At 69.0% G+C, this 21,390-nt stretch carries 17 protein-coding genes; 8 read left to right on the top strand and 9 right to left on the bottom strand.

Going from position 1 to position 21,390, the window contains the following annotated elements:
* Positions 1-9 precede the first annotated feature (9 nt).
* From KY661_RS22385 to KY661_RS22365, 5 genes are all read left to right on the top strand, one after another.
* Entirely contained in the window at positions 10-1,674 is a 1,665-nt protein-coding gene (locus KY661_RS22385) for a DUF4091 domain-containing protein (RefSeq protein WP_225412154.1), read from the top strand.
* 26 nt (positions 1,675-1,700) lie between these two features.
* A complete protein-coding gene (locus KY661_RS22380; protein ID WP_225412153.1) occupies positions 1,701-2,588 on the top strand; it encodes a DUF3108 domain-containing protein in 888 nt (295 codons plus the stop codon).
* Between the two features lie 114 nt (positions 2,589-2,702).
* Complete coding sequence (locus KY661_RS22375) at positions 2,703-4,034, top strand: hypothetical protein (protein WP_225412152.1); 1,332 nt, start codon at positions 2,703-2,705, stop codon at positions 4,032-4,034.
* Positions 4,035-4,055: 21 nt separating this feature from the next.
* A complete protein-coding gene (locus KY661_RS22370; RefSeq protein WP_225412151.1) occupies positions 4,056-5,153 on the top strand; it encodes an imelysin family protein in 1,098 nt (365 codons plus the stop codon).
* Between the two features lie 31 nt (positions 5,154-5,184).
* Complete coding sequence (locus KY661_RS22365; RefSeq protein ID WP_225412150.1) at positions 5,185-6,477, top strand: di-heme oxidoreductase family protein; 1,293 nt, start codon at positions 5,185-5,187, stop codon at positions 6,475-6,477.
* Here the strand turns inward: KY661_RS22365 and KY661_RS22360 are convergent.
* The 7 genes from KY661_RS22360 to cysS form a co-directional block, all read right to left on the bottom strand.
* Positions 6,434-6,811, bottom strand: a complete 378-nt coding sequence (locus KY661_RS22360) for a hypothetical protein (protein WP_225412149.1) — start codon at positions 6,809-6,811, stop codon at positions 6,434-6,436. The genes KY661_RS22365 and KY661_RS22360 overlap by 44 nt on opposite strands.
* A 62-nt stretch (positions 6,812-6,873) precedes the next feature.
* A complete protein-coding gene (locus KY661_RS22355) occupies positions 6,874-8,445 on the bottom strand; it encodes an elastin (protein WP_225412148.1) in 1,572 nt (523 codons plus the stop codon).
* Between the two features lie 51 nt (positions 8,446-8,496).
* The gene (locus tag KY661_RS22350; RefSeq protein WP_075008055.1) at positions 8,497-9,015 is read right to left on the bottom strand and encodes a DUF507 family protein; all 519 of its coding nucleotides are present in this window, start codon (positions 9,013-9,015) and stop codon (positions 8,497-8,499) included.
* A gap of 141 nt (positions 9,016-9,156) precedes the next feature.
* Entirely contained in the window at positions 9,157-11,097 is a 1,941-nt protein-coding gene (gene uvrC, locus KY661_RS22345) for an excinuclease ABC subunit UvrC (protein WP_225412147.1), read from the bottom strand.
* A gap of 9 nt (positions 11,098-11,106) precedes the next feature.
* Positions 11,107-13,200, bottom strand: coding sequence for an excinuclease ABC subunit UvrB (gene uvrB / locus KY661_RS22340; RefSeq protein ID WP_225412146.1), 2,094 nt, complete (start codon positions 13,198-13,200; stop codon positions 11,107-11,109).
* A gap of 79 nt (positions 13,201-13,279) precedes the next feature.
* Positions 13,280-14,941, bottom strand: coding sequence for a M28 family peptidase (locus KY661_RS22335; protein WP_225412145.1), 1,662 nt, complete (start codon positions 14,939-14,941; stop codon positions 13,280-13,282).
* Positions 14,942-14,960: 19 nt separating this feature from the next.
* A complete protein-coding gene (gene cysS / locus KY661_RS22330; protein ID WP_225412144.1) occupies positions 14,961-16,439 on the bottom strand; it encodes a cysteine--tRNA ligase in 1,479 nt (492 codons plus the stop codon).
* A gap of 97 nt (positions 16,440-16,536) precedes the next feature.
* On the opposite strand from cysS, the gene KY661_RS22325 reads away from it, so the two are divergent.
* The gene (locus tag KY661_RS22325; protein WP_225412143.1) at positions 16,537-17,232 is read left to right on the top strand and encodes an FHA domain-containing protein; all 696 of its coding nucleotides are present in this window, start codon (positions 16,537-16,539) and stop codon (positions 17,230-17,232) included.
* 12 nt (positions 17,233-17,244) lie between these two features.
* On the opposite strand, the gene KY661_RS22320 is transcribed toward KY661_RS22325, so the two are convergent.
* Both KY661_RS22320 and KY661_RS22315 read right to left on the bottom strand, forming a co-directional pair.
* Positions 17,245-17,901 (bottom strand): hypothetical protein, encoded by a 657-nt coding sequence (locus tag KY661_RS22320; RefSeq protein WP_225412142.1) that lies wholly within the window; start codon positions 17,899-17,901, stop codon positions 17,245-17,247.
* A gap of 63 nt (positions 17,902-17,964) precedes the next feature.
* The gene (locus tag KY661_RS22315) at positions 17,965-18,462 is read right to left on the bottom strand and encodes a CarD family transcriptional regulator (protein ID WP_075008048.1); all 498 of its coding nucleotides are present in this window, start codon (positions 18,460-18,462) and stop codon (positions 17,965-17,967) included.
* A 164-nt stretch (positions 18,463-18,626) separates the two neighbouring features.
* Between KY661_RS22315 and KY661_RS22310 the strand changes: the two genes are divergently transcribed.
* Together KY661_RS22310 and KY661_RS22305 are read left to right on the top strand one after the other, a co-directional pair.
* Positions 18,627-21,134 carry a DNA internalization-related competence protein ComEC/Rec2 gene (locus KY661_RS22310; RefSeq protein WP_398577225.1) on the top strand — a complete coding sequence of 836 codons (2,508 nt, stop codon included), beginning with the start codon at positions 18,627-18,629 and terminating at the stop codon, positions 21,132-21,134.
* Positions 21,134-21,388 (top strand): hypothetical protein, encoded by a 255-nt coding sequence (locus KY661_RS22305; RefSeq protein ID WP_075008047.1) that lies wholly within the window; start codon positions 21,134-21,136, stop codon positions 21,386-21,388. The genes KY661_RS22310 and KY661_RS22305 overlap by 1 nt, the downstream gene beginning before the upstream one ends.
* Positions 21,389-21,390 lie beyond the last annotated feature (2 nt).

The following is a 21,390-nucleotide window of genomic DNA, read 5'->3' as shown; positions in this document are numbered from 1 at the left end:
GGTGGAGAGATGGGAGCAGGATGGGCGTGGGTGCTCACGGCGGTGCTGGCCGCATCGCCGGAGCCGAAGGTCGTTTCTCCGCTGATCAAAGTCCGGCCCGGCGCCGCGGTGGAAGGCCGCGCCGAGGCCAAGCTAAGCGTGGCCCGGGGAGAGTGCGAGGCCACCCAGGTGGTGCTCCCGGGCGCCATCGAGCGCGTCACGGCCCAGCCGCTGACGCTCCGGGCCGAGGGCCAGTCCCTGACGGCCTCGGTCTGGCGCGAGGCCTACCTGGACGTGAAGACGCCGTCCAACAGCCAGGGCCGCACCGGCCCCTGGCCGGACGCGCTCGTTCCCGTGGAGACGCCGGGAGAGCCGTCCCTGCCCACCGTCCTCTATGTGGAGGTGTGCGCCCCCGAGGCGCAGGCGCCCGGCAAGTACCGCGGCGAGCTGCGCGTGAAGGCGGACGCGAAGACGATGGCGGCCGTGCCCTTCACGGTGGAGGTGCAGCCCTTCGTGTTGCCCGCCACGGCCTCGCTGCCCACGAGCTTTGGCATCTCGCTCTACAGCATCGCCAAGGGACATGGCGTGGCGCCGGAGTCCCCGGAGGCGCAAAAGCTGCTGCGCGACTACGCGCGCACCCTGCTGGAGCACCGGGTGAGCGCGCATGGCCTGGGCATGGATGCGCCGCCGGTGCGCTTCGAGAACGGCCGCGCGGTGGTGGACTTCCAGGCCTATGACGCGGAGATGGCCCCCTTCCTCGACGGGAGCCTGCTGCCCTCCGGCGCCCGCTTCACCACCGCGGATGTGCGGGACAGCCGCAAGGCGAGCACCGAGGAAGAGAAGGTCGCGTACTACCGGGCCTTCGCCGAGCACTTCAAGAGCAAGGGCTGGAACGCCCAGCTCTTCTTCTACGCCAAGGACGAGCCGAAGCCGGAGGACGTGCCCCTGGTGCACACGCAGTCGAAGCGGGTGCGCGCGGCCGGCAAGATTCCCGTGCTCGTCACCTCGCCGCTGGACGAGGCCCTGAAGGGAACGGCGGACATCCTCACCCCCACCCTCAACTGCTTCTTCCCCCGGCCAGGGCCCCAGACGTGCCGCAACATCCTGCCGATCTCCAAGCTGCGCGCGCGCCTGCCCGCGGACACCAAGGTCTGGTGGTACCAGAGCTGCAACTCCCACGGCTGCAACGGTGGGCCCATGGCCGAGGCCGCCACCGAGCGGGCCTATACCGGCTGGGCCTCCTACATGGTGGACCACCCCGCCCCCCTCAACCGGGCCATGGGGCCGCTGGCGTTCCTCACCGGCGTGGATGGCGAGCTCTATTTCGACACCGTCTTCGCCTACAACACGCAGGACCCGTGGAAGAACCTCTTCGAGTTCGGCGGCAACGGCGACGGCACCCTCTTCTACCCGGGCACCCCCAAGCGCCTGGGCACCTCCACGCACCAGCCCGTGGTGTCCCTGCGGCTCAAGCACCTGCGCGACGGGCTGGAGGACTACGAGTACCTCCACCTGCTGGCGAAGCTCGGGGATGCGGAGAGCGCCAAGGCCCTGGCGCGGCGGCTCACCCGCTCGGGCTATGAAATCGAGCCGTCTCCCGCCGAATGGGAGACGGTCCGCCAGGCCCTGACTTCCCGGCTTCGCGCCCGCTGGGAAAACTCCGAATATGCGAAGCGCCCAGGCGTCCCACGTTGAGTCCGTTTCCCGCCGCTCCTGAAAGAATGACCTCCATGCGCTCAGCCCTCGCGGCCAGTCTCGTCCTGCTCGCCACCACCACCTACGCCCAAGGGGCCGCGCAGTCCGAGGACAAGGAGCCCGAAGCCGCGACGGCCGCCCCCGCCACCTCCAAGGTGGCCCTCTGCCCCAGCGCCCTGCCCACGCTGACGAGCCCCCTGGCCTTCATGCCCGGCGAGGACCTGGAGTTTGATCTCGATGCCATGGGCGCCCAGGCGGGGAAGATGTCGATGCGCACCCACCGCCCCGACAAGGGCGTGCTGCCCGTGCAGATCGACGTGCAGAGCAATGCCTTCTTCTCCAAGGTGCGGCGCGTGAAGGGCTCCGCGGTGAGCTACCTGCACCCGCGCACGCTGCGGCCCTCGCGCTACGTGGAGAACGCCACCGAGAACGACGTGCAGCGCAAGGTGGACGTGGCCTTCGGCGCCAAGGACCGCTCCGTCAAGGTGGACTACACCCTGGGCGGGCGCTCCGGGCGCTACCTGTACACCTATGACAAGGACGGGCTGGATGTGGCCGGCGCCATCTACCTGATGCGCCAGCTGCCCATGAAGGAGGGCCTGCCCCTGTGCTTCGACGTGTACGGCATCCGCAAGCTGTGGCGCATGACGGGCGTGGTGGAGAAGCGCGAGCACGTCTCCCTGCCCATCGGCGAGTTCGAGGCCTGGTACCTCAAGGGCACGGCGGTGCGCCTGGACCGGCCCTCCATCCAGCGCGAGGTGCACGTGTGGATTTCCGATGACGCGCGCCGCCTGCCGCTCGTCGCCGTGGGCACCGTGGACGTGGGCGCCGTGCGCGCCACCCTCACCGCGTACTCGCGCCCCGGCGACAAGAAGCAGCGCGCCCAGACGGGCAAGGAAGAACTCAAGTGGTGAGCCCCCGCCCCCGCTGAGCCGCCCCCTCCTTCCCCGGCCCCGGGGGATGGTTTTGACTCAAAATGAGTCTGATTTGCATAATCGTTTTCACACGGCTAGGGTGCGCGCCGCCCGATGCGCCCTGCTCTTTTGCTTGCCGTGCTGTTGTCCGCCGTCCCCGTTCTGGCTGATCCGCCCCCTCCCGCCAGCGCCGAGGCGCGCACGGAGGACGAGGCGGCGCCGAAGCGGCCCCGCCTGGAATTCAAGATGTCGGGCTATGGGGATTTGCAGTTCACCTACCACAACTACGGTGAGAACCAGAACCGCGTGGGGGGCTCGCAGCGCGACTCGCGGATGACGTTCGACACCACCCGCCTGGCGCTGGAGCTGGAGGCGGAGCTGCCCGAGTACGGCCTCGAAGCCGAAATCGAAGTGGAGTTCGAGCACGGCGGCACGGGCGCCTCGATGGAGCTCGAGTACGAGGAGTTCGGCGAGTTCGAGATGGAGGTGGAGAAGGGCGGCGAAGTGGTGGTCGAGGAGCTCGTCCTCAAGAAGAAGTTCGGCCCGCGCTTCTCCATGGCCATCGGGCGCTTCTACGTGGCGGTGGGCACCCTTAGCGCGTACTCCCGCCCCACCGACTACCTGGCCACGGTGCGCTCGGAGTCCGAGACGCTCATCCTGCCCAACACCTGGCACGAGATGGGGCTGCAGGCCCGGGCGGACCTGGGCGCGGTGAAGCTCACCGCGCAGGCGGTCAACGGCCTGGACTCCACCGCCTTCAACTCCCAGCGCTGGGTGGCCGAGGGGCACCAGCTGCGCTTCGAGATGGTGCGGGCCCGGGACATGGCGCTGGTGCTGCGCGCGGATGTGGACCGCTTCGAGGGCATCGTCTTCGGCGCCTCGGGCTACTACGGCGGCACCACGCGCAACCGGCCCAAGCCGGACCTGGTCAAGTCGTGCGAGGCATCCGGCGACGGCCGCCAGGTGGCCCCGTGCGGCTATGTGCCCGGGGGCCTGCTCATCCTCGATGCGCACCTGTCGGTGGAGAAGGGCCCCTGGCGCGCCAAGGCGCTGGTGCTCTGGGGCAACCTCCAGAACGCGGATGACATCTCCGCGCGCAACTCGCGCCTGTCCAACTTCCTGAACGTGACGCGCACCCCCGTGGCGGAGCATGCCCTGGCCACCTGGGCCGAGCTGGGCCGCGACGTGGCCCCGGTGTTCGGGCTTGGAAGAGACCACGTGGTGGAGCCCTTCGTGCGCTTCGACTACGTGGACTCGCAGTTCAAGCCGCGCGCGGACCTGTTCGACAACCCCCGCTTCGCCCGCTCCATCTACACCGCGGGCGTGGCCTACACGCTGGCGGATCTCTTCTTCGCCAAGTTCGACTTCGGGCACCGCCGCCTGGGGGACTCCTCACGCTTCCGCCCCGAGAACACCCTGCGCCTGTCCACCGGCTTCTCCTACTGACCCGTGAAGGAACCCCCGCACATGCTCTTCTCCCGCTCCTGGCTCCGTCCCCTGGCCCTCACCGGCGCGCTCGCGCTCCTGTCCTGCGGAGACGATGACTCCACCCCGTCCACGTCCTCCTTCGACAAGGAGATCGTCGTTCACTTCGCCGATGACGTGGTGGTCCCCACCTACCAGCAGCTCGCCGCGCGGCTGGAGGCCCTGAACACGGCGGCCACCGCGCTCGCCGCGGGCCCCACCGCCGAGCGCCTCGCGGCGGCCCGGAAGGCCTGGTTCGACGCCCGGGTGCCGTGGGAGCAGAGCGAGGGCTTCCTCTTCGGCCCGGTGGACTCGTTCGGGTACGACCCGGCGCTGGACAGCTGGCCGGTGAACCGCTCGGACCTGGACGCGGTGTTGGCCAGCAACGATGCCTTCACCCCGGAGTACGTGGGCAACCTGGAGGACACGCTCAAGGGCTTCCACACCGTGGAGTACCTGCTCTTCGCGCGGGACCCCGGCACGGGCGCCGAGAAGACGGTGCAGGACTTCACCCAGCGGGAGTTCGACTACCTGAAGGCCATCTCCACGCAGCTCCGGGACATTGGCGCCGCGCTGGCGAACGCCTGGACCCAGTCCGTGGACGGACGCGCTCCGTACCGCGACGCCTTCGCCGGGGCCGGGGAGGAGGGCAACACGTTCTACCCCTCCGTGCAGAACGCGGCCCAGGAGATGGTGGGTGGTATCGTCAACATCCTGGACGAGGTGGCCAACGGGAAGATCGCCGACCCTTATGATGCGAAGGACCCGGAGCTCGTCGAGAGCCAGTTTGCCTACAACTCGCTGTCCGACTTCACCAACAACATCCGCAGTGTCGAGAACGCTTACCTGGGCCACCTGCCCGGGGCCACGGCCAAGGGCCCCTCTCTCGCTGACTTCGTGAAGGACGCGAATCCGCAGCTGGATACCCGGATCCGCCAGGAGCTGACCGATGCCATTGCCGCCCTTGCCCGCGTCCCCGAGCCCTTCCGTGAATCCATCCGGGATCCGAACGCCGCGGACGAAATCGAAGCCGCCCAGGAGGCCATCCGCAAGGCGCAGGACACCTTCCAGACGGACGTCACCCAGCTCATCAACCGGTAGCGCGGTATCCCGGGCGCTCCTGCTCTCCACGGTGACGGCGCTGCTGGCCGGCTGTGGGGAAACGGAGCCCCCCCGGGCCGGTGGCGCCACCACCATCGACAACCGCACCTCCCTGGCGTTCGCGCAGCCGGCGCCCCACCTCACCGAGGAGGGGCTGGCGCTGCACCGCGCCGGGGATGCGGCCTTCGCGGCCCTCTTCGTCCCCGGCCCCGCCCCGGTGAACCCCGGGCTCGGCCCCCTCTTCAACAACAACTCCTGCAATGCCTGCCACCTGCGCAACGGGCGCGGCATGCCGGTGATGGGGCCCGGCCCCCAGCGCACCCAGCTGCTCGTGCGCGTCAGCATGCCCGAGGGCGTTCCTACTCACCCCCATGGCCCCGTGCTCGTCCCGGGCCTGGGCACTCAGATTTCCGACCAGGCCAACTACGGGTTGACGCCGGAGGCCTCCGTTCGCCTGGAGTGGGTGGAGACCGAGGGCGCGTACGCGGATGGCACCCGCTACTCGCTCCGCGCGCCGCGCCTCCACATCACCCCCAGCGACGGCTCGGCGCTGCCCACGGGCATGCTCACCTCGCTGCGCCTGCCGCCCCCCGTGTTCGGGCTGGGGCTGCTCGAGGCCGTGGAGGTCTCCACGCTCCAGGCCCTGGCGGACCCCACCGACAAGAACCGGGACGGCATCTCGGGCCGCCTCAATGAAGTCTGGGACGTGCAGCGCCAGGCGCTGGTGCCCGGACGGTTCGGGCTGAAGGCCAACAGCCCCACCCTGCTCCAGCAGTCGGCCGAGGCCTACCTGAACGACATGGGCGTGACGACGCCCCTGTTCCCCGAGGCGGACGGCACCCACGAGCTTCCCCTCCACACGCTGGAGGCCGCGGCCTTCTACGCGCGCACGCTCGCGGTGCCGGCGAGGGATCTGCTCGACGACGCGGAGACCCAGCGGGGCGAGGACCAGTTCCAGGCCCTGGGCTGCGAGCGGTGCCACCGGGAGACGCTGCACACCGGCCCCGATGCGCTCGCGGACCTCCGCCACCAGCGCATCCACCCGTACACGGACCTGCTCCTGCACGACATGGGAGCAGGGCTCGCGGATGGCCGTCCGGATGGAATCGCCACCGGACAGGAGTGGCGCACCGCGCCGCTGTGGGGCCTGGGGCTCACCCAGACAGTGCTGCCCTACTCGGGCTACCTCCACGATGGCCGGGCCCGCACGCTGGAGGAGGCCATCCTCTGGCACGGCGGCGAAGCGGAGCGCTCCCGGGAGCAGTTCCGGAAGCTGCCGGTCAGCGGCCGCAAGGCGTTGGTGAAGTTCTTGGGCTCGCTCTGAGCAGCCCCGACGCCTTCGAGAGCCGGCGGCGCACCTGCGTCACCACGTCCATCAGGGTGTCGAGCCGCTGAAGCACCCGCTGCTCGTCGGCCACCGAGAGCAGCGCGATGGGCGAGGGCTGCTCCGCCCCCAGCGCCTCGATGACTTCGGAGAAGTGCGCCTCCACGTCCCCCAGTGCGTCGAGCCCTTCCCGGAGATCATCCTCCAGAAGCTCCACGAGCACCGCCGCGTCCGCACGGGCCGGGAGCGCCGCGGACAGGCTTTCCACGGCCTCACGCAGCGGATCGCTCCGCGGGGTGGAGGGACGGGAGAGGGCTGCAGCGAACGTCGGCATGCACAGGACGCTACAGCCCTGTGGCCGGGGGTCAATTTTTCACCCCGGCCACTCCCCCTCCTTTAGATGGAGGGCGGCACCCCGGTGCCCCCCGCCGGCGCGATGAAGCCCGGGGCCGGGGCCCCCACGCTCGGGGCCAGGGGGAACGCATTGGCCGGCGAGGGCGTACCCACCAGGCCGGGCGCGGGCGCGGCATTGAGCGGCGCGGGCGTGCCCAGGAGCGGCGGCGCGTTCGCGGCGGTGAGCGGGGCCGGCGAGCCCAGGAGCGGCGGCGTGGGAATCGTCACATCCGTCCCCATGGGCGGCGGCGTCGCGATGAGGCCCGGGCTGATCTGCGCCGTGCCCGAGAAGGTGGTGAAGTTGGGCGGAGAGATGGGCACCACGGTGAAGGAGCCCTGCGTGGAGGCGGTGGCTCCCGCAGAGCGCGGCAACGCCACCCCTGCCTCCGCGGGGCCTCCCGGAGGGGGGGCGCCCACGAGGCCCTGGCTCTCCAGCGCGAGCTGCGAGCCCGGCGCGGGCGTGCCCGGCATCACCCCCGAGATGTTCGCGGGCGGCGTCGGCGCGCCCCGGGTGGGGAACGAGCCACTGATGGTGTCCGGCGTCACCGCGCCCCCCCGCACCACCGGCGCGGGAGCAATGGCGGTCAGCGAGTCCGCCGTCCCTACCGCGACGCCCTCCGTCCCCACGCTGAAGCCGGGAATGACGGAGGGATCCGGGGACGCCGGACCGCCAAGCACCCCCGGGCCGACCGGGGTGATGGGCCCACCGGGAAGCCCCGTCACCGCGGTCCCTTCCACGGAGAAGCCGCTGCCGCCGAGCCCATCGCCCGGACGCGAGGGGGGCGCCAGCGGCGTCGCCAGGCTCACCCCGCCCAGGGATGACGCGAGGCTCATCGGGTTCTGGGGCTGCTCAGAGACGTTCGGAACCTGGGCCAAGGACTTCAGCACCGTGCCGTCGAAGTCGATCTGCACATCATCGAAGGACAGCTGCAGGAAGCCCCGGGGCTCGACGTTGAGCGGCAGGTTCCACACGAGCACCTGAAGCTCCGCGTCACCCGTGCGGGCCTGGGGCAGCGTGATGTGGGTGTCGTCATCGGCCTGGGCACCGTGCGACAGCGCCGCGGCGTGGATGATGGCCGAGTCCGTCAGCAACCGTCCGTTGAGCGACACACGCCCCACGCCCCAGACGGCCGCGGCCGCATGCACCCGGGTGGTCGCTATCCAGCCAAGCCCGCTATTGCCGTAGACATCCTGATCCACCAGGACGCCGCCGCCCACGGGATGACCGGGCCGGGGAAGCGACCCAGCGGCCGCTGCCCCGGACACCTGGGCGGGCGGGAAGCCGGGCTGGGTCAGCTCGATTTGATATTCGGAGGTGCCCAGCCGGAAGCGGGCCTCGACGCGGGCCTTGTCACCGTAGCTGGCGCTGGGGTCCAACACCCGGTCCTCGACCGTGAGGCTGGCCGAGCCGGTGCCGCGCTCCCACAGGTTGGGGAAGGGAGTCGTCCCCTGGGCGAAGAAGCCCACCGAGGACGTCGTCCTGGCGCTGACCTCGCGCCCATCGAACGTCATGCCGCCTGGTGCCTGGGTCACCAAGAGACCCAGCATCATCGAGTTGAGAAGTGAACCCACCATCGCTGCCTCCTTCCCCACAAGGTAGGCAGCGGGACGGGGATTGGCAGCCGGCTAGATGAGGCCCCGGGCGCGGCGGATCTGCTCCACCGTCTTGTTGTACTCGATGTCGAAGGCGCTGGTGCCCTCCTGCAGGTGCTTCAGCCGCGAGCGCGCCTCCCGGTCGATTTCATCGTCCACGTCGAGGTGCTTCTTCATCACGCTGAAAATCTTCATACGCAGCACATTGTCGGGGGAGAACACTTCCTCGACATTGCGGCTGATGAGCAGGAACTCAATCATCTGATTGATGACGTATTCGATGCCCTCGTCGCCCATCTTGAAGCCGCGGACGTCGGCCATCTCACGCTTGACCTGGTTGAACTTGGAGTAGTCGTACCCCCGCCGCTCCAGGGCCTCGCGCGTCGCCTGGTTCACGCGCTCCTCGTTGGCGAGGTACTCACGCATGATGGCTGACAGATCCATCTCGGCGTCCGCCACCCGCATCATCTCGACTTCGATGTCCCCATCCTGCGTCAGCTGCTGGATGCACTCGCGAGAGATGATCGGGATCACCTTCGGATAGAGCCTCATGTGTCCACCCCTCACCCTGTATTGCGTGCTCGACGATTGCGGATCGCTATAAAACAGCGCCGTGTCCAGCCGCAATGAAAAATCCCTGGAACTTCGTGGTTCCAGCGCACTTTCCGCTCTGAATTCCCGAGTGAAAATTAATCACGCCGAGCCAGCTGGCGACCCTCCCTGCGAGGATTTTTCGCCTATTGCCGCGTCCGCATCGGCCAGCGAGGCTTCCCGGACCGGGTCCGCCGCGTCCTCCTCCTCGTGGCCGTGAAGCCCCGCGTGGACGCGCTCGGCCAGGGACGGGCCGACCACCTCCGCCAGCTCCTCGATGCTCGCCTCGCTCACGCGCTTGAGCGAGCCAAAATGACGCAGCAGCAACTTGCGCCGCCCCTCCCCCACCCCGGGAATGTCCTCCAGGGCCGAGTGGATGCGGCTCTTGCGCAGATCCTTGCGCTGGAAGGTGATGGCGAACCGGTGCGCCTCGTCCCTCATGCGCGTGAGCATGAAGATTTCCGCTGAGTTCTGCGGCAACACGATGGGGTCCTTGCGACCCAGCACGAAGATGCGCTCGGGGCTGCGGGCGCTCTCGGCGTCGCGATCAAACACCTCTTGATCCCGGCTCTTGGCGAGGCCCACCACGTCCACGCCCTCCACGCCCAGGTCCTTCATGGCCGCGTGGGCGCTGGCGAGCTGGCCCTTGCCACCGTCGATGACCAGCAAATCCGGCAAGTCCTTCTCTTCCTGGCCTCGCTTGAGACGGCGGGAGATGACTTCGTACATGCTGGCGAAGTCGTCCTGCTTCTCCAGGGTTTTGATCTTGTAGCGGCGGTAGCGGGACTTGTCGGTCTCGCCATCGGTGACGGCCACCTGGGAGGCGACGATGCTGGAGCCCTGGAAGTGCGAGATGTCGAAGCACTCCATGCGGCGCGGGTAGTTGCGCAGGCCCAGCTTCTGCTGGAGCCGGCCGAGCACCGCATCCGTCTCGTCCTTGGTCCGCTTGCGCTCCACGAAGGACTGCTCGGCGTTCTTGTGCGCCATGAGCACCAGCTCGTGCTTCTCGCCGCGCTTGGGCACCAGCACGCGCACCTTCTGGCCCTTGCGCTCGGACAGCAGCGCCTCCAGCCCCTCCAGGCTCTCCGGCTCCAGCGGCAGCAGGACTTCCTCGGGCACGAAGCTGCCCTGGTCGTAATAGAGGTTCACGAAGGAGGCGAGCAGTTCCTCGTCGGGGAACTCCTGGCTGCCGAAGGGGAACGCCTGGCCCCCGTTGAGCCGGCCCTGCCGCACCCAGAGGACATAGAAGAGGATGCGGTCGCCTTCCCGGAAGAAGGAGAAGACGTCCTGGTCCTTGAAGTCGGTGGTGGCCACCTTCTGGCGCTCCAGGCTGCGCTCGATGGCCTGGAGCTGGTCGCGCAGGCGCGCGGCCTCCTCGAACTTCAGCTCGGAGGCGGCGCTGCGCATGCGCCCCCGGAGCCCATCCACCAGCTCGCCCGCCTTGCCCTCCAGGAACATCCCCACCTCGTCCACGCTGCGGCGGTAGTCCTCGGGCGGCACCGGGTAGACGCACGGGGCCGGGCAGCGGCCGATCTGGTGCAGCAGGCAGGGCCGCTTGCGGTTGGCCAGCACGTGGTCCGTGCAGGTGCGCAGGTGGAAGTAGCGGTTGATGATGCGCAGCGTCTCGCGGATGGCGCCCGCGCTGGAGTACGGCCCGAAGTAGCGCGCCCCGTCCCGCTCGTACTTGCGCACCACCTCCAGCCGGGGGTACGGCTGGCTGCGGTCGAGCCGCAGGGAGATGAACTGCTTGTCGTCCTTGAGCAGGACGTTGAAGCGCGGCTTGTGCTTCTTGATGAGCTCGTTCTCGAGAAGCAGCGCTTCCTTCTCGTTGTGAACGAGCACCGTCTCGATGTCGCCCAACATCGTGTCGAGCAGGGCGATGAAGGCGCGCGTGTCCCCGGTGCGGGTGAAGTACGAGCGCACCCGGTTGCGCAGGTTCACCGCCTTGCCCACGTAGATGACGAGGCCCCGGCGGTCCTTCATCAGGTACACGCCGGGTTCGGTGGGCAACGAGTCCAGCTTCTCCTGGAGCCGGGCGTCCATAGGGGAGTCCTAGCGCTTCCTGCGGCCCTTGGCCGCGGGGCCTCGGCGGCCCTTCATGGCCGACGTGTCCTCGGCCTTGGGAGGAGGAGCCTGCAACAGCGAGCGGCTGGGCGGCTTGAGGCCCAGGTCCATGTCCTTGAGCAGCACGATGCGGTCCCGGTACTCCGCCGCCTTCTCGAACTGCATCTCGTCGGCGGCGTGCTGCATGTCCTTGGTGAACTGCTCGATGAGCCGCTTGATCTCCTTCGTCTCGAGCAGGTCGTTGGGCGCATCGGCCGCCAGGGGCAGCGCGGTGGGGTCCGCGTCGTACTGGAGCGACAGGTCCAGGATGGCGCTCTTGACCGAGCGGGGCGTAATCCCGTGCTTCTCGTTGTAGGCGCGCTGCACCTCGCGGCGGCGGCTCGTCTCCTCGATGGCGAGCTTCATCGAGTCGGTCATCGCATCCGAGTACATGATGACGTGTCCCTCCACGTTGCGCGCCGCGCGGCCAATGGTCTGGATGAGCGAGACATGGCTGCGCAGGAAACCCTCCTTGTCCGCATCGAGGATGGCCACCAGGGACACCTCGGGGATGTCCAGGCCTTCGCGCAGCAGGTTGATGCCCACCAGCACGTCGAACACGCCCCGGCGCAAATCCCGGATGATGGCGGTGCGCTCGATGGCGCCGATGTCCGAGTGCAGGTAGCGCACCTTCACGCCCACGTCGGTGAAGTACTCGGTGAGGTCCTCCGCCATGCGCTTGGTGAGCGTGGTGGCCAGCACGCGCTCTTTCTTGGCCACGCGCTTTCGGACCTCCTCCAGCAAGTCGTCCACCTGGTTGCGCGCCGGGCGCACTTCGACTTCCGGGTCCAACAAGCCCGTGGGGCGGATGATCTGCTCGACCACCACGCCCCTGCTCTTCTGGAGTTCGTACTCGGCCGGGGTGGCGGAGACGAAGACGGCCTGCTGCACCATCTCCTCAAACTCGGTGAACTTCAGGGGCCGGTTGTCCAGGGCGCTGGGCAGCCGGAAGCCGTAGTTCACCAGCGTCTCCTTGCGCGAGCGGTCACCCCGGTACATGGCGCCGATCTGCGAGACGGTCTGGTGGCTCTCGTCCACGAGCACGAGCATGTTCCGGGGGAAATAGTCGATGAGGCACGGCGGCGGCTCGCCCGGGGCGCGGCCCGAGAAGTGCCGGGAGTAGTTCTCGATGCCGTTGCAGAACCCCACCTGCTCCATCATCTCCAGGTCGAACATGGTGCGCTGTTCGAGCCGCTGGGCCTCCAGCAGCTTGCCCTCGCGCTTGAACTCCTGGAGCCGCTCGGACAACTCGTCGCGGATGGTCTGGATGGCCTTCTTCCGGGTGTCGCCTTCCGTCGCGTAGTGGCTCGCGGGGAAGATGACGATCTTGTCCAGCGCGCCCAGGGTGACGCCGCGCAGGGGATCGAACTCGGTGATCTTCTCCACCTCGTCGCCGAAGAAGCTCACCCGGATGGCGCGCTCCTCCTCGTAGGCGGGGAAGACTTCGATGGTATCGCCCCGGGCGCGGAAGGTGCCCCGGTGGAAGTCGAAGTCGTTGCGCTCGTACTGGCTCTCGATGAGCTTGCGCATGAGCGCATCGCGGCCCAGCTCGGCCCCCAGGGTGACCGTGGCGGCCATGTCCACATAAGAGCGCGCGGCGCCCAGGCCGTAGATGCAGGACACGCTGGCCACGATGACCACGTCGTCCCGGATGCGCAGGCTGTGGGTGGCCGAGTGGCGCATGCGTTCGATCTCGTCATTGATGGACGAATCCTTCTCGATGAAGGTGTCCGACGAGGGGACGTACGCCTCGGGCTGGTAATAGTCGTAGTACGAGACGAAGTACTCGACGGCGTTGTGCGGGAATACTTCCTTGAACTCCCCGTACAGCTGGGCGGCCAGGGTCTTGTTGTGGGCGATGATGAGGGTGGGCCGCTGCACGTTGGCGATGAGGTTTGCCATGGTGAAGGTCTTGCCCGAGCCCGTGACGCCGAGCAGGGTCTGATAGCGGTCGCCCCGAAGCAGCCCCTCGGTCAGCTCCGCGATGGCCCTTGGCTGGTCGCCCTGCGGCGCGTGTGCACTGACGATCTGGAAGTCCGGCATGTTCTGGCTGATTTAACATCCGGCCGCACGGCAGGCTGTCCCTTCCTGCACGCTTGCCCTCCAGTGGACGGACGCGGGGCTATTTCGCCCGCTTCAGGGCTTCCCGCCGGGGCGCCTCGAACTCGTCCCCGGGATTCCAGCGGGGCAGCTCCGGGGCCCGCGCCACGTGCGCGCCCAGCAGGAAGTAGAGCTGGGTGTCCTCCACCGCGCCGGACCAGTCCCACTCGGGGCGCAGTTCGTCGGAGGGCTGGTGGTAGTGCTGCCCTTCCCACGTCTCCCGCTGCCGCAGGCCCCACCCTTCGGGCCTGCCCACGAAGTCCATGCCACTGCTGAAATACGCCGCCGGGATGCCCCGCTTGGCGAAGCTGAATTGATCCGACCGGTAGAAGAAGCCCCGGTCCCCGAGCTGGTCACCCTTCACCCCCCGGCCCTGGGCCCCGGCCAGCGCGGTGATGAGCGCATCGAGGTTGGACTTGCCCAGGCCGATGACGGTGACGTCCTTCGTCCGGCCGTTGATGTTGGCCCCATCGATGTTGATGTTGGCGGCCACCCGGCCCGCGGGAAACGGCAGGTGTCCGGCGAGGAACTCCGAGCCCAGAAGCCCCTGCTCCTCGGCGGCCACGGCGGCGAAGAGCACCGAGCGCCGGGGCGGCTTCGGCAGCGCCTGGAAGGCTCGGGCCACCGCAAGCATCTCCGCCACGCCGGAGGCGTTGTCCACCGCGCCGTTGTAGATGGCGTCCTCGCCCGGCCGGGCGTCCGCCTTCATGCCCAGGTGATCATGATGGGCCGTGTAGAGCACGGCCTCCCCGGCCAGCGCGGAATCGCTCCCGGGCAGCAGGCCGAGCACGTTGGCGGTGGGCCGGCGCCGGACCTGGTTCGCGAACCGCGTGGAGACCTTCACCCCGAGCGGCACGGGCCGGAACTCGCGCGTCTGGGCCGCCGCCACCAGGGCCTCCAGCTCCTGCCCTCCCAGCCGGACGAGCCGCCGCGTGGCGTCCTCGGTGGCCCACGCCTTCACCTGCAAGCGCGGCGCGCCCGAGGCGGGCAGCTCGAACTGCTCGCCCGTCCACGAGGACTGCACCACGCGCCAGGAATACCCCGCGCTGGGCGTCGTGTGCAGGAGGATGGCGCCCGCAGCGCCCACCTTCGCCGCCTGGAGATACTTGTAGTCCCAGCGCCCGTACCAGAGCCGCGACCGGCCCGCGAAGAGGTGGGGGTTTTCCGCCGGATCGCTGTTGAGGATGAGCAGGGTCTTCCCCTGGAGGTCCATCCCCTTGAAGTCGTCCCACTGATACTCGGGCGCGACAATGCCGTAGCCCACGAACACCAGCTCCGAGTCCTTCAGCACCACCGGAGACGCCTGGACGCCGGACACCGCGATGAAGTCCTCGCGAAACTTCAACTCGAGCCGCCCCGAGGCGGCGCGGAAGGTCATTGTCTCCGGATGGCCCTCGAGCCCCACGAGCTCGAAGGGCTGAAGGTACGAGCCCCCGGTGCCTGCGGGCTTCAGCCCCAGCCCCTCGAACTGCGAGGCAATGTACGCCTGGGCCAGGGCATCGCCCCGCGTCCCCGGCGCCCGCCCCTCCAGGAGATCATGCGCGAGGAACCGCACATGGCTGATGAGCAGGGGGGCGCCAATGGCCTTCGCCGCGGCCTTCTCCTCCGGCAGCGAGAGCGGCACCCCCTGGGCCAGGCCCGGCAGGGCCAGGAGGCAGGTGAGCAGACCGGACAGGCGCTTCATGGCGACGGGCCCTGCGTGCTCAGGCGGTCTCGGCCACGGGCGCGGCGACCTTCCAGGAGGTCCCCGCCGCCGTGTCCATGATCTCCACGCCCTGCCCCTTCAGCTCCCCGCGCAGCCGGTCCGCATCCGCGAAGTTCTTGGCCTTGCGGGCCTCGTTGCGCTCGGAAATCAACCGCTCCACCTGCGCCACGTCGATGCCCCGCTCCTGCACGGCCCGGTCCCGCCGCCGCAGCAACCACTGGGCGGGCTCGTCCTCGAACAGCCCCAGCGCGCCGGAGAGCTTGCGCACGTTCTCGCGCAGGGCCTGCAGCGTCCGGCCCACGAGCGCCTTGTCCTTCACGGGCGGCTTGTCGGTCAGCTCGTTCATCTGCCCGAACAGCCCCGAGAGCACGCCCAGGGCACCCGGGCAGTTGAAGTCGTCATCCATGGCGGCTTCGAACTGCTGGAGGAAGCGTCCGGGCTCCCCGTGCAGGGGCCCCGGGCCGAAGTCCTTCCCGGCCACGCGCTCGTCCACCTTGCGCAGCGTCTCGTAGAAGTACTCCAGGCGGTATTCGCTGTCGGCGATGGCCTTGTCCGCGAAGTGCAGCGGGTGCCGGTAGTGCGTCGACAGGAAGAAAAAGCGCAGCGCCTCCGCGTCAACGCGCGACAGCGCATCCCGCAGCCGCACCACGTTGCCCAGGGACTTGGACATCTTCGCCCCCTCGATGTCGAGAAAGCCGCAGTGCATCCAGTACTTGGCGAACGGCTTGCCGCTCGCGGCCTCGCTCTGGGCGATCTCGTTCTCGTGGTGGGGGAAGATCAGATCCAGCGCGCCCCCGTGGATGTCGAAGGACTCGCCCAGGTACTTGGCGCTCATCGCCGAGCACTCGATGTGCCAGCCCGGCCGGCCCTTGCCCCAGGGGCTGTCCCACGCGGGCTCTCCCGGCTTGGCGGCCTTCCAGAGCGCGAAGTCCAGGGGCTCCCGCTTCTGCTCGCCGGGGGCCACCCGCTCGCCCGCGCACAGGTCGTCCAGCTTGCGCTTGGAGAGCTTCGCGTAGTCCGGATAGCTGCTCACCGAGAAGTACACGTCCCCCTGGGACGCGTACGCCACGCCCTTGGCCACCAGCGCTTCGACGATGCGGATGATTTCTGGGAGGTGATCGCTCACCTTGGGCGACACGTCCGGCGCCACCAGGTGCAGCGCGCGCGAGTCCTCCTCGAAGATCTTCACGAAGCGGCCGGCCAGCTCGACCGGCGTCTCCCCGGTCTCGTTCGCCGCCTTGATGATCTTGTCGTCCACGTCCGTGTAGTTGCGGACGTAGTGGACCTGGTAGCCCCGGTAGCGCAGATAACGCACCACGACATCGAACGAGGTGAAGGTCCGCGCATTGCCAATATGTATGTAACTGTAGACCGTAGGACCACACACGTAGAGGCGAACGACGCCGGGCTCGGCGGTCACCAGGGGCTCCTTCTGCATCGTCAGCGTGTTGAAGAGCGCGATCGACGGCGGGGCCACGGTGGGGTTCCTTCCTGAGCAAAATGAATGAAGGCGGTCACTCTAGTCGCCAGGATATGGCAGGGCCAGCCACCAATCTGGGAGAATAGGAACAGGCATGGCTCCCTCCAACCCCAAGCGGCCCCCTCGTCCCCCTCAGCCTCCGGGTCTGCCGTCGCCCAAGAAGCAGGAGGTGGAGCTGCCCTTTGACGACGACGAAATCACCCCGCTGCAGGCGGATGATCCACGTCCCCAGCGCGTCCCCCAGTTCCCCGTGGGGCCCCGCCGCTCGCCCCGGGGAGCGCGAAACGTGCGCCAGCTCAACCAGGACCGCGAGCTGATGCCCCGGTTCGACGCGCGCGAATACTCCGGGACCAGCCCCCTCGCGGTGTCGCTCTACGTGGAGAAAGGGCCTGGCGCAGGCCAGCTCATGCCCATCCCCCAGGGAACGCTCGTCATCGGCCGCGCGTCGGCGTGTGACTTGCGCCTCCAGCATCCGTCCATCAGCCGCCGCCACGTGCAGTTGCTGCGCACCGGGGACGTCCTCCTCTTGAAGGACCTGGGCAGCCAGAACGGCACCTTCGTCAACCGTGTGAAAATCGAAGGGGACACGCAGCTGCACCCGGGGGATGAACTCACGCTGGGCAACTCCGTCCTGAAGCTGCGCGGCCCGGGAAGCCCGGCCACGGCGGCCCCGAGCGCCGCCCTCCCGGAGGGCCGCCCCATGCGCCGGCCCTTGCGGCTCCGGCACATCGCCCTGGTGACGGCGGGCCTGGGGCTGCTCATGACCCTCTTCTCGTTGATCTTCCTGTAACGCCCCGCGCGCTCAGCCAGCCGGGGACCGGGGACGGCGCAGGCTCCGCACCAGGAGCACGGCATTGGCGGCGGCGAAGGCGCCCAGCAGCAACGCCACCCCCGCCCGGCCCCAGTCTTGCCCGGGCCGCTGCCCCTCGATGACGATCCACAGCCGGCCGTCCCGGGGTTGAAGCTCGCCCTTCTCGCGCAACAACGCGAAGGCCTCCCGGTAGCGCGGGGCGTCCTCCTCGGCGAGGAGCCGGCCGCGGACCGCGAACGGCCGGGGATCCGGCGGTGGAGGGGGCCGCCCCGGAGTCCACTCTTCCCCCGGCAGGGCCGGCCGGCGGACCACGAAGGGGGACTCCCTCAGGCCCACCAGCACATAGAGCGCCTCACCGTCCCGCTCATAGGCGCCGTGCGACGCCGGCACGCCGTGCAGCTGGGCATACCGGTTGGAGCTCAATGCTTCGAGGCGGTACTCCCCTTCCGCCCCGAGCGACAGGGGGGGGCGCGGCGAGACGAGGTAGGCCAGCTCCCGCCGCTGCATCCACAGCAGCGCCACGCTCACCGCGATGGCCGCCAGGGCCATGGGGGGCCGGACCGCGCCCCGGGAGCGCCGTGCCAGCCGGGCCTCCAGCTCCGCGATGCGCCGCTGCCGCTCTTCCTGGACGCGCTGTTCCTCGGACATGAAAAAGCCCTGGACCCCACGAAGGGGCCCAGGGCCAAGCATGCGCCAGCGGCAACGGGCGCGCTAGGAGGCGATGTTGAAGATCTTCTTCAGGTCGGACTCGATCTCCTCTTCGGAGCAGTCCTTGGCCAGCGACAGCTCCTTGATGAGCAGCGAGCGCGCCGTGTCCAGCATCTTGCGCTCACCGAAGGAGAGATCCTTGTCGCCCTTCAGGAGGTACAGATCGCGCAGCACCTCGGCGATCTCGAAGACGGAACCCGTCTTGATCTTCTCCATGTACTCCCGGTACCGGCGGTTCCAGGTCGTGGAGTCGACCGAGATGTCCTTCTCCTTGAGGATGGAATAGACCTGCTTGACGTCCTCCTCGCTGATGATCTCCCGCAGGCCCACCGAGCCGACCTTATTGATCGGGATCATGATCCGCATCCCATTCTCCAGGATGCGCAGCACGTAGAAGGACTGACGCTGACCGGCCACTTCGGTGTGCTCGATACCCATGACCTCGCCAACGCCCTGGCCCGGGTAAACCGCCTTGTCACCAGTCTTGAAGCTGGTCTGCACTCTTTACCGCCTCCTTGAGAAGGATTCCGGCTTCGGCCACCTGAAGCACGGCCTAACTACCACAAACCACATCATCCAGCAACATTCCGTCACAGAAGCTCTTGACCGCTTCAGAACGCGCCGACTACCGTGTCGGATTTCGTGCGCGTTATCCGCCGCTGTGGGTGACGCGTCAGGGGCAGGACGGGCGAGGTGGGGTGGTGAATCGTTATGCGTGGCGCGACCTCGGCGCGCGACCTTTTGTGTTTCCAGCGCTGAGTCTGTTGCTGGGCGCTGCTGCGAACACAGCAAGAACTGAAAGCCTTCACTGGGTATTCCTAGGCGTCGCGGTTGTCGTGAGCTCAGCCGCCTGGGCGTTCGCTCGCCTGCCTGGTTCCCACCTGGGTGTTTTGCTCGCGCTGGGAGCCGTTGGCGCGGGACTGGCAGGGCTCGAGGCCCGCGTGGATGTGCCCCCCGCGTTGATCCACGGCGGATCCGCCTTCCTGGAGGGCGAAGTCGAGCGCGTGGATCGCTTCGATGAGGCCGTCCGCCTGCACCTGGCCGTGGCCCGGGCTGGGGCTCCGGACGCTCCCGCCGTCCCGGCGCGCTTTCGCGCCACCCTCACCCTGCAGGGCACACCGCCGCCGCTGCTGCCCGGCCAGCGCGTCCACGCCGAGGCGCGCCTTCAGCCCCTGGAGCCCGCGGGCAACCCCGGGGAGAAGGACTTCACGCCCCTGCGGCGCCGGCGCGCGTTCGCCTTCACCGGGAGCATCAAGGCGGGACGGCTGCTGGTGGTGTCCGAGGCGCCTGCGTGGCGCCAGTACGTCGATAGAACCCAGCAAGGGCTCTCGCGGGCCGTCCGGGTGGTGGCCCCGTCAGAAGACGCGGCGGCGCTGTTTCTCACCCTCGCCGCCGGGCAGCGGGCCTCGCTCGACGATGCGCTGGAGGATGCCTTCTCCCGGAGTGGGCTGGCCCACGTGCTCAGCGTGAGCGGCCTGCACGTGGCGGCGCTCGCGCTGATGACGCTGGCCCTGCTGCGGCGGATGCTCGTCCGGGTGGGCGTGCGCTTCCGGGGGATGGATGCCCGGAGGGTGGCCGCCCCCGCGTCGATTCCCTTTGTCTGGGCCTATGTGCTCTTCACCGGGAACCAGCCCCCCGCGGTGCGCTCGGCGGTCATGGCCACGGTGGTGTTGCTGGGCCTGGCGCTGTGGCGCCGCGCCGATGGGCTCAACAGCCTGGCCGCCGCGGCGGTGGTGCTCATCGTCTGGGCCCCCTCCAGCGTCGCGGACCTGTCGCTCCAGCTGTCGTTTCTCGCCGTGCTCAGCTTGCTGCTGCTCACGCCCGCCCTGCGGGAGGCCCTTCCAGTCCCGCCGCCGGACCCCCAGGAGAAGCGCCGGCTCGTGCGCCTCGCCGAAAAGGCACGGGAGACCATCCTGGAGACGTTCTGCGCCAGCGTCGCGGTGACCGGGGCGAGCCTGCCCCTGGTGGCCAGCGCCTTTGGCCGCGCGAGCCTTGCCGGGCTCGTCTCCAACATCGTCTGTCTGCCCCTGTGTGGCCTGCTCACGGGCTTCGCCGCGGGCGGGGCGGCCCTCTTCACGGTGGCCCCGGTGCTGGCCACGCCGGTGCTGTGGGGCGGCGCGTGGGCCTCGGAGGTGCTGCTGATTCTCACCCGCTTCTTCGCGGCGGTTCCGCTCGCCACGGTGGACCTGCCCCCCTTCGGGGGGGTGGCCACGGCCCTGTTCACGTTGGGGCTCGGCGCCTGGGCGCTCGGCAGCGGACGCGGGCGCCTCGGCGCGCTGGCGGTCCCCCTGGCGCTGGCACTGGCCTGGCTCACCCCCTGGCTCATGCCCCGCCCCGCCCTGCGCATCACCTTTCTCTCGGTGGGCCAGGGCGATGCGGCGGTGATCAGCTCGCGAGGCCAGCACGCCCTGGTGGACGGCGGAGGGGTGCCCCAGGGGGCCGACACCGGCGAGCGGTTCGTCCTGCCGTTCCTCGCCCACGAGCGCATTGGACGGCTGGCCCTCACCATCCTGTCTCACCCCCATCCCGACCACGCGCTCGGGCTCATCTCCACCCTGGGCAAGGTCCCCACGGATCAGCTCTGGCTGCCCTCGGGCACCACGGAGGGGGCCCTGTCCCGGAAGCTCATCGCCGCCGCGGGGCCCGCCCAGGTGAAAGAAGTGGAGGTGGGGAGCACCGCCTTCATGCTGGGCGAGGCCACCCTGGAGGTGCTGGGGCCTCCGCCTTCAGACCAGCGGGACCTGCTCGAAGGGGTCAACGACCAGAGCGTGGTGGTGCTCGTGCGCCACGGGGACGTGAGCGTGCTGCTCGCGGGCGACGTGGAGGAGGCAGGCGAGGAGGCCCTGCTCGAACACCTGGGGCCCGTCACCGTCCTCAAGGCACCGCACCATGGCTCGCGGACCTCCTCCACCCCGCCGTTCATCGAACGGACCCGGCCCCGGTATGTCGTCTTCTGCGTGGGGCGCCGCAACCGCTTTGGGTTCCCCCACCCCGAAGTCGAGGCGCGCTACCGCGCCCAGGGCAGCGAGTGCTTCCGGACGGACACGGACGGCGCCGTCACGTTGGAAAGCGACGGAAAGGATGTCCGCCTGCACACCTTCCTTGCACGCGAGGCTCCTCCGCCCGCCCGCCCAGTTGTCCCTGTCGCACACCGTCCCTACCCTGGGGGGTAATGATCTCTGAAGATCTCGACCTGAGACAGCTCACTGCGGACATCAAGGCCGCCCTGGGGCCCGGAGAACCCGTCGGTTACCTGCGGGGCAAGTCCATGATGCGCAACCTGCTGGTGGACATGAAAGGCTTCTCCGAACTGGAGGCCGAGGAACTCATCGACACCTTGGAACTCCAAGGCTTCCTGCGCTTCCTGGGCGATCCCACCGAGCGGTCCGTGGCCGACTCGCACTGGGACATCTCGCCCCACGCCTAGGC

Source organism: Allostigmatella hybrida (assembly GCF_020103775.1).
GTDB classification, from domain to species: Bacteria; Myxococcota; Myxococcia; order Myxococcales; family Myxococcaceae; genus Hyalangium; species Hyalangium aurantiaca.
Note: the sequence above shows the minus strand (reverse complement) of the source record. Positions and strands in the feature narration are given on the sequence as shown.

Excerpts from the sequence above, each read along its gene's own strand:
- KY661_RS22385 (WP_225412154.1), top strand. The coding sequence starts at position 10 with ATGGGAGCAGGATGGGCGTGGGTGCTCACGGCGGTGCTGGCCGCATCG.
- KY661_RS22380 (WP_225412153.1), top strand. The coding sequence starts at position 1,701 with ATGACCTCCATGCGCTCAGCCCTCGCGGCCAGTCTCGTCCTGCTCGCC.
- KY661_RS22375 (WP_225412152.1), top strand. The coding sequence starts at position 2,703 with ATGCGCCCTGCTCTTTTGCTTGCCGTGCTGTTGTCCGCCGTCCCCGTT.
- KY661_RS22370 (WP_225412151.1), top strand. The coding sequence starts at position 4,056 with ATGCTCTTCTCCCGCTCCTGGCTCCGTCCCCTGGCCCTCACCGGCGCG.
- KY661_RS22360 (WP_225412149.1), bottom strand. The coding sequence starts at position 6,811 with ATGCCGACGTTCGCTGCAGCCCTCTCCCGTCCCTCCACCCCGCGGAGC.
- KY661_RS22355 (WP_225412148.1), bottom strand. The coding sequence starts at position 8,445 with ATGGTGGGTTCACTTCTCAACTCGATGATGCTGGGTCTCTTGGTGACC.
- KY661_RS22350 (WP_075008055.1), bottom strand. The coding sequence starts at position 9,015 with ATGAGGCTCTATCCGAAGGTGATCCCGATCATCTCTCGCGAGTGCATC.
- uvrC (WP_225412147.1), bottom strand. The coding sequence starts at position 11,097 with ATGGACGCCCGGCTCCAGGAGAAGCTGGACTCGTTGCCCACCGAACCC.
- uvrB (WP_225412146.1), bottom strand. The coding sequence starts at position 13,200 with ATGCCGGACTTCCAGATCGTCAGTGCACACGCGCCGCAGGGCGACCAG.
- KY661_RS22335 (WP_225412145.1), bottom strand. The coding sequence starts at position 14,941 with ATGAAGCGCCTGTCCGGTCTGCTCACCTGCCTCCTGGCCCTGCCGGGC.
- KY661_RS22325 (WP_225412143.1), top strand. The coding sequence starts at position 16,537 with ATGGCTCCCTCCAACCCCAAGCGGCCCCCTCGTCCCCCTCAGCCTCCG.
- KY661_RS22320 (WP_225412142.1), bottom strand. The coding sequence starts at position 17,901 with ATGTCCGAGGAACAGCGCGTCCAGGAAGAGCGGCAGCGGCGCATCGCG.
- KY661_RS22305 (WP_075008047.1), top strand. The coding sequence starts at position 21,134 with ATGATCTCTGAAGATCTCGACCTGAGACAGCTCACTGCGGACATCAAG.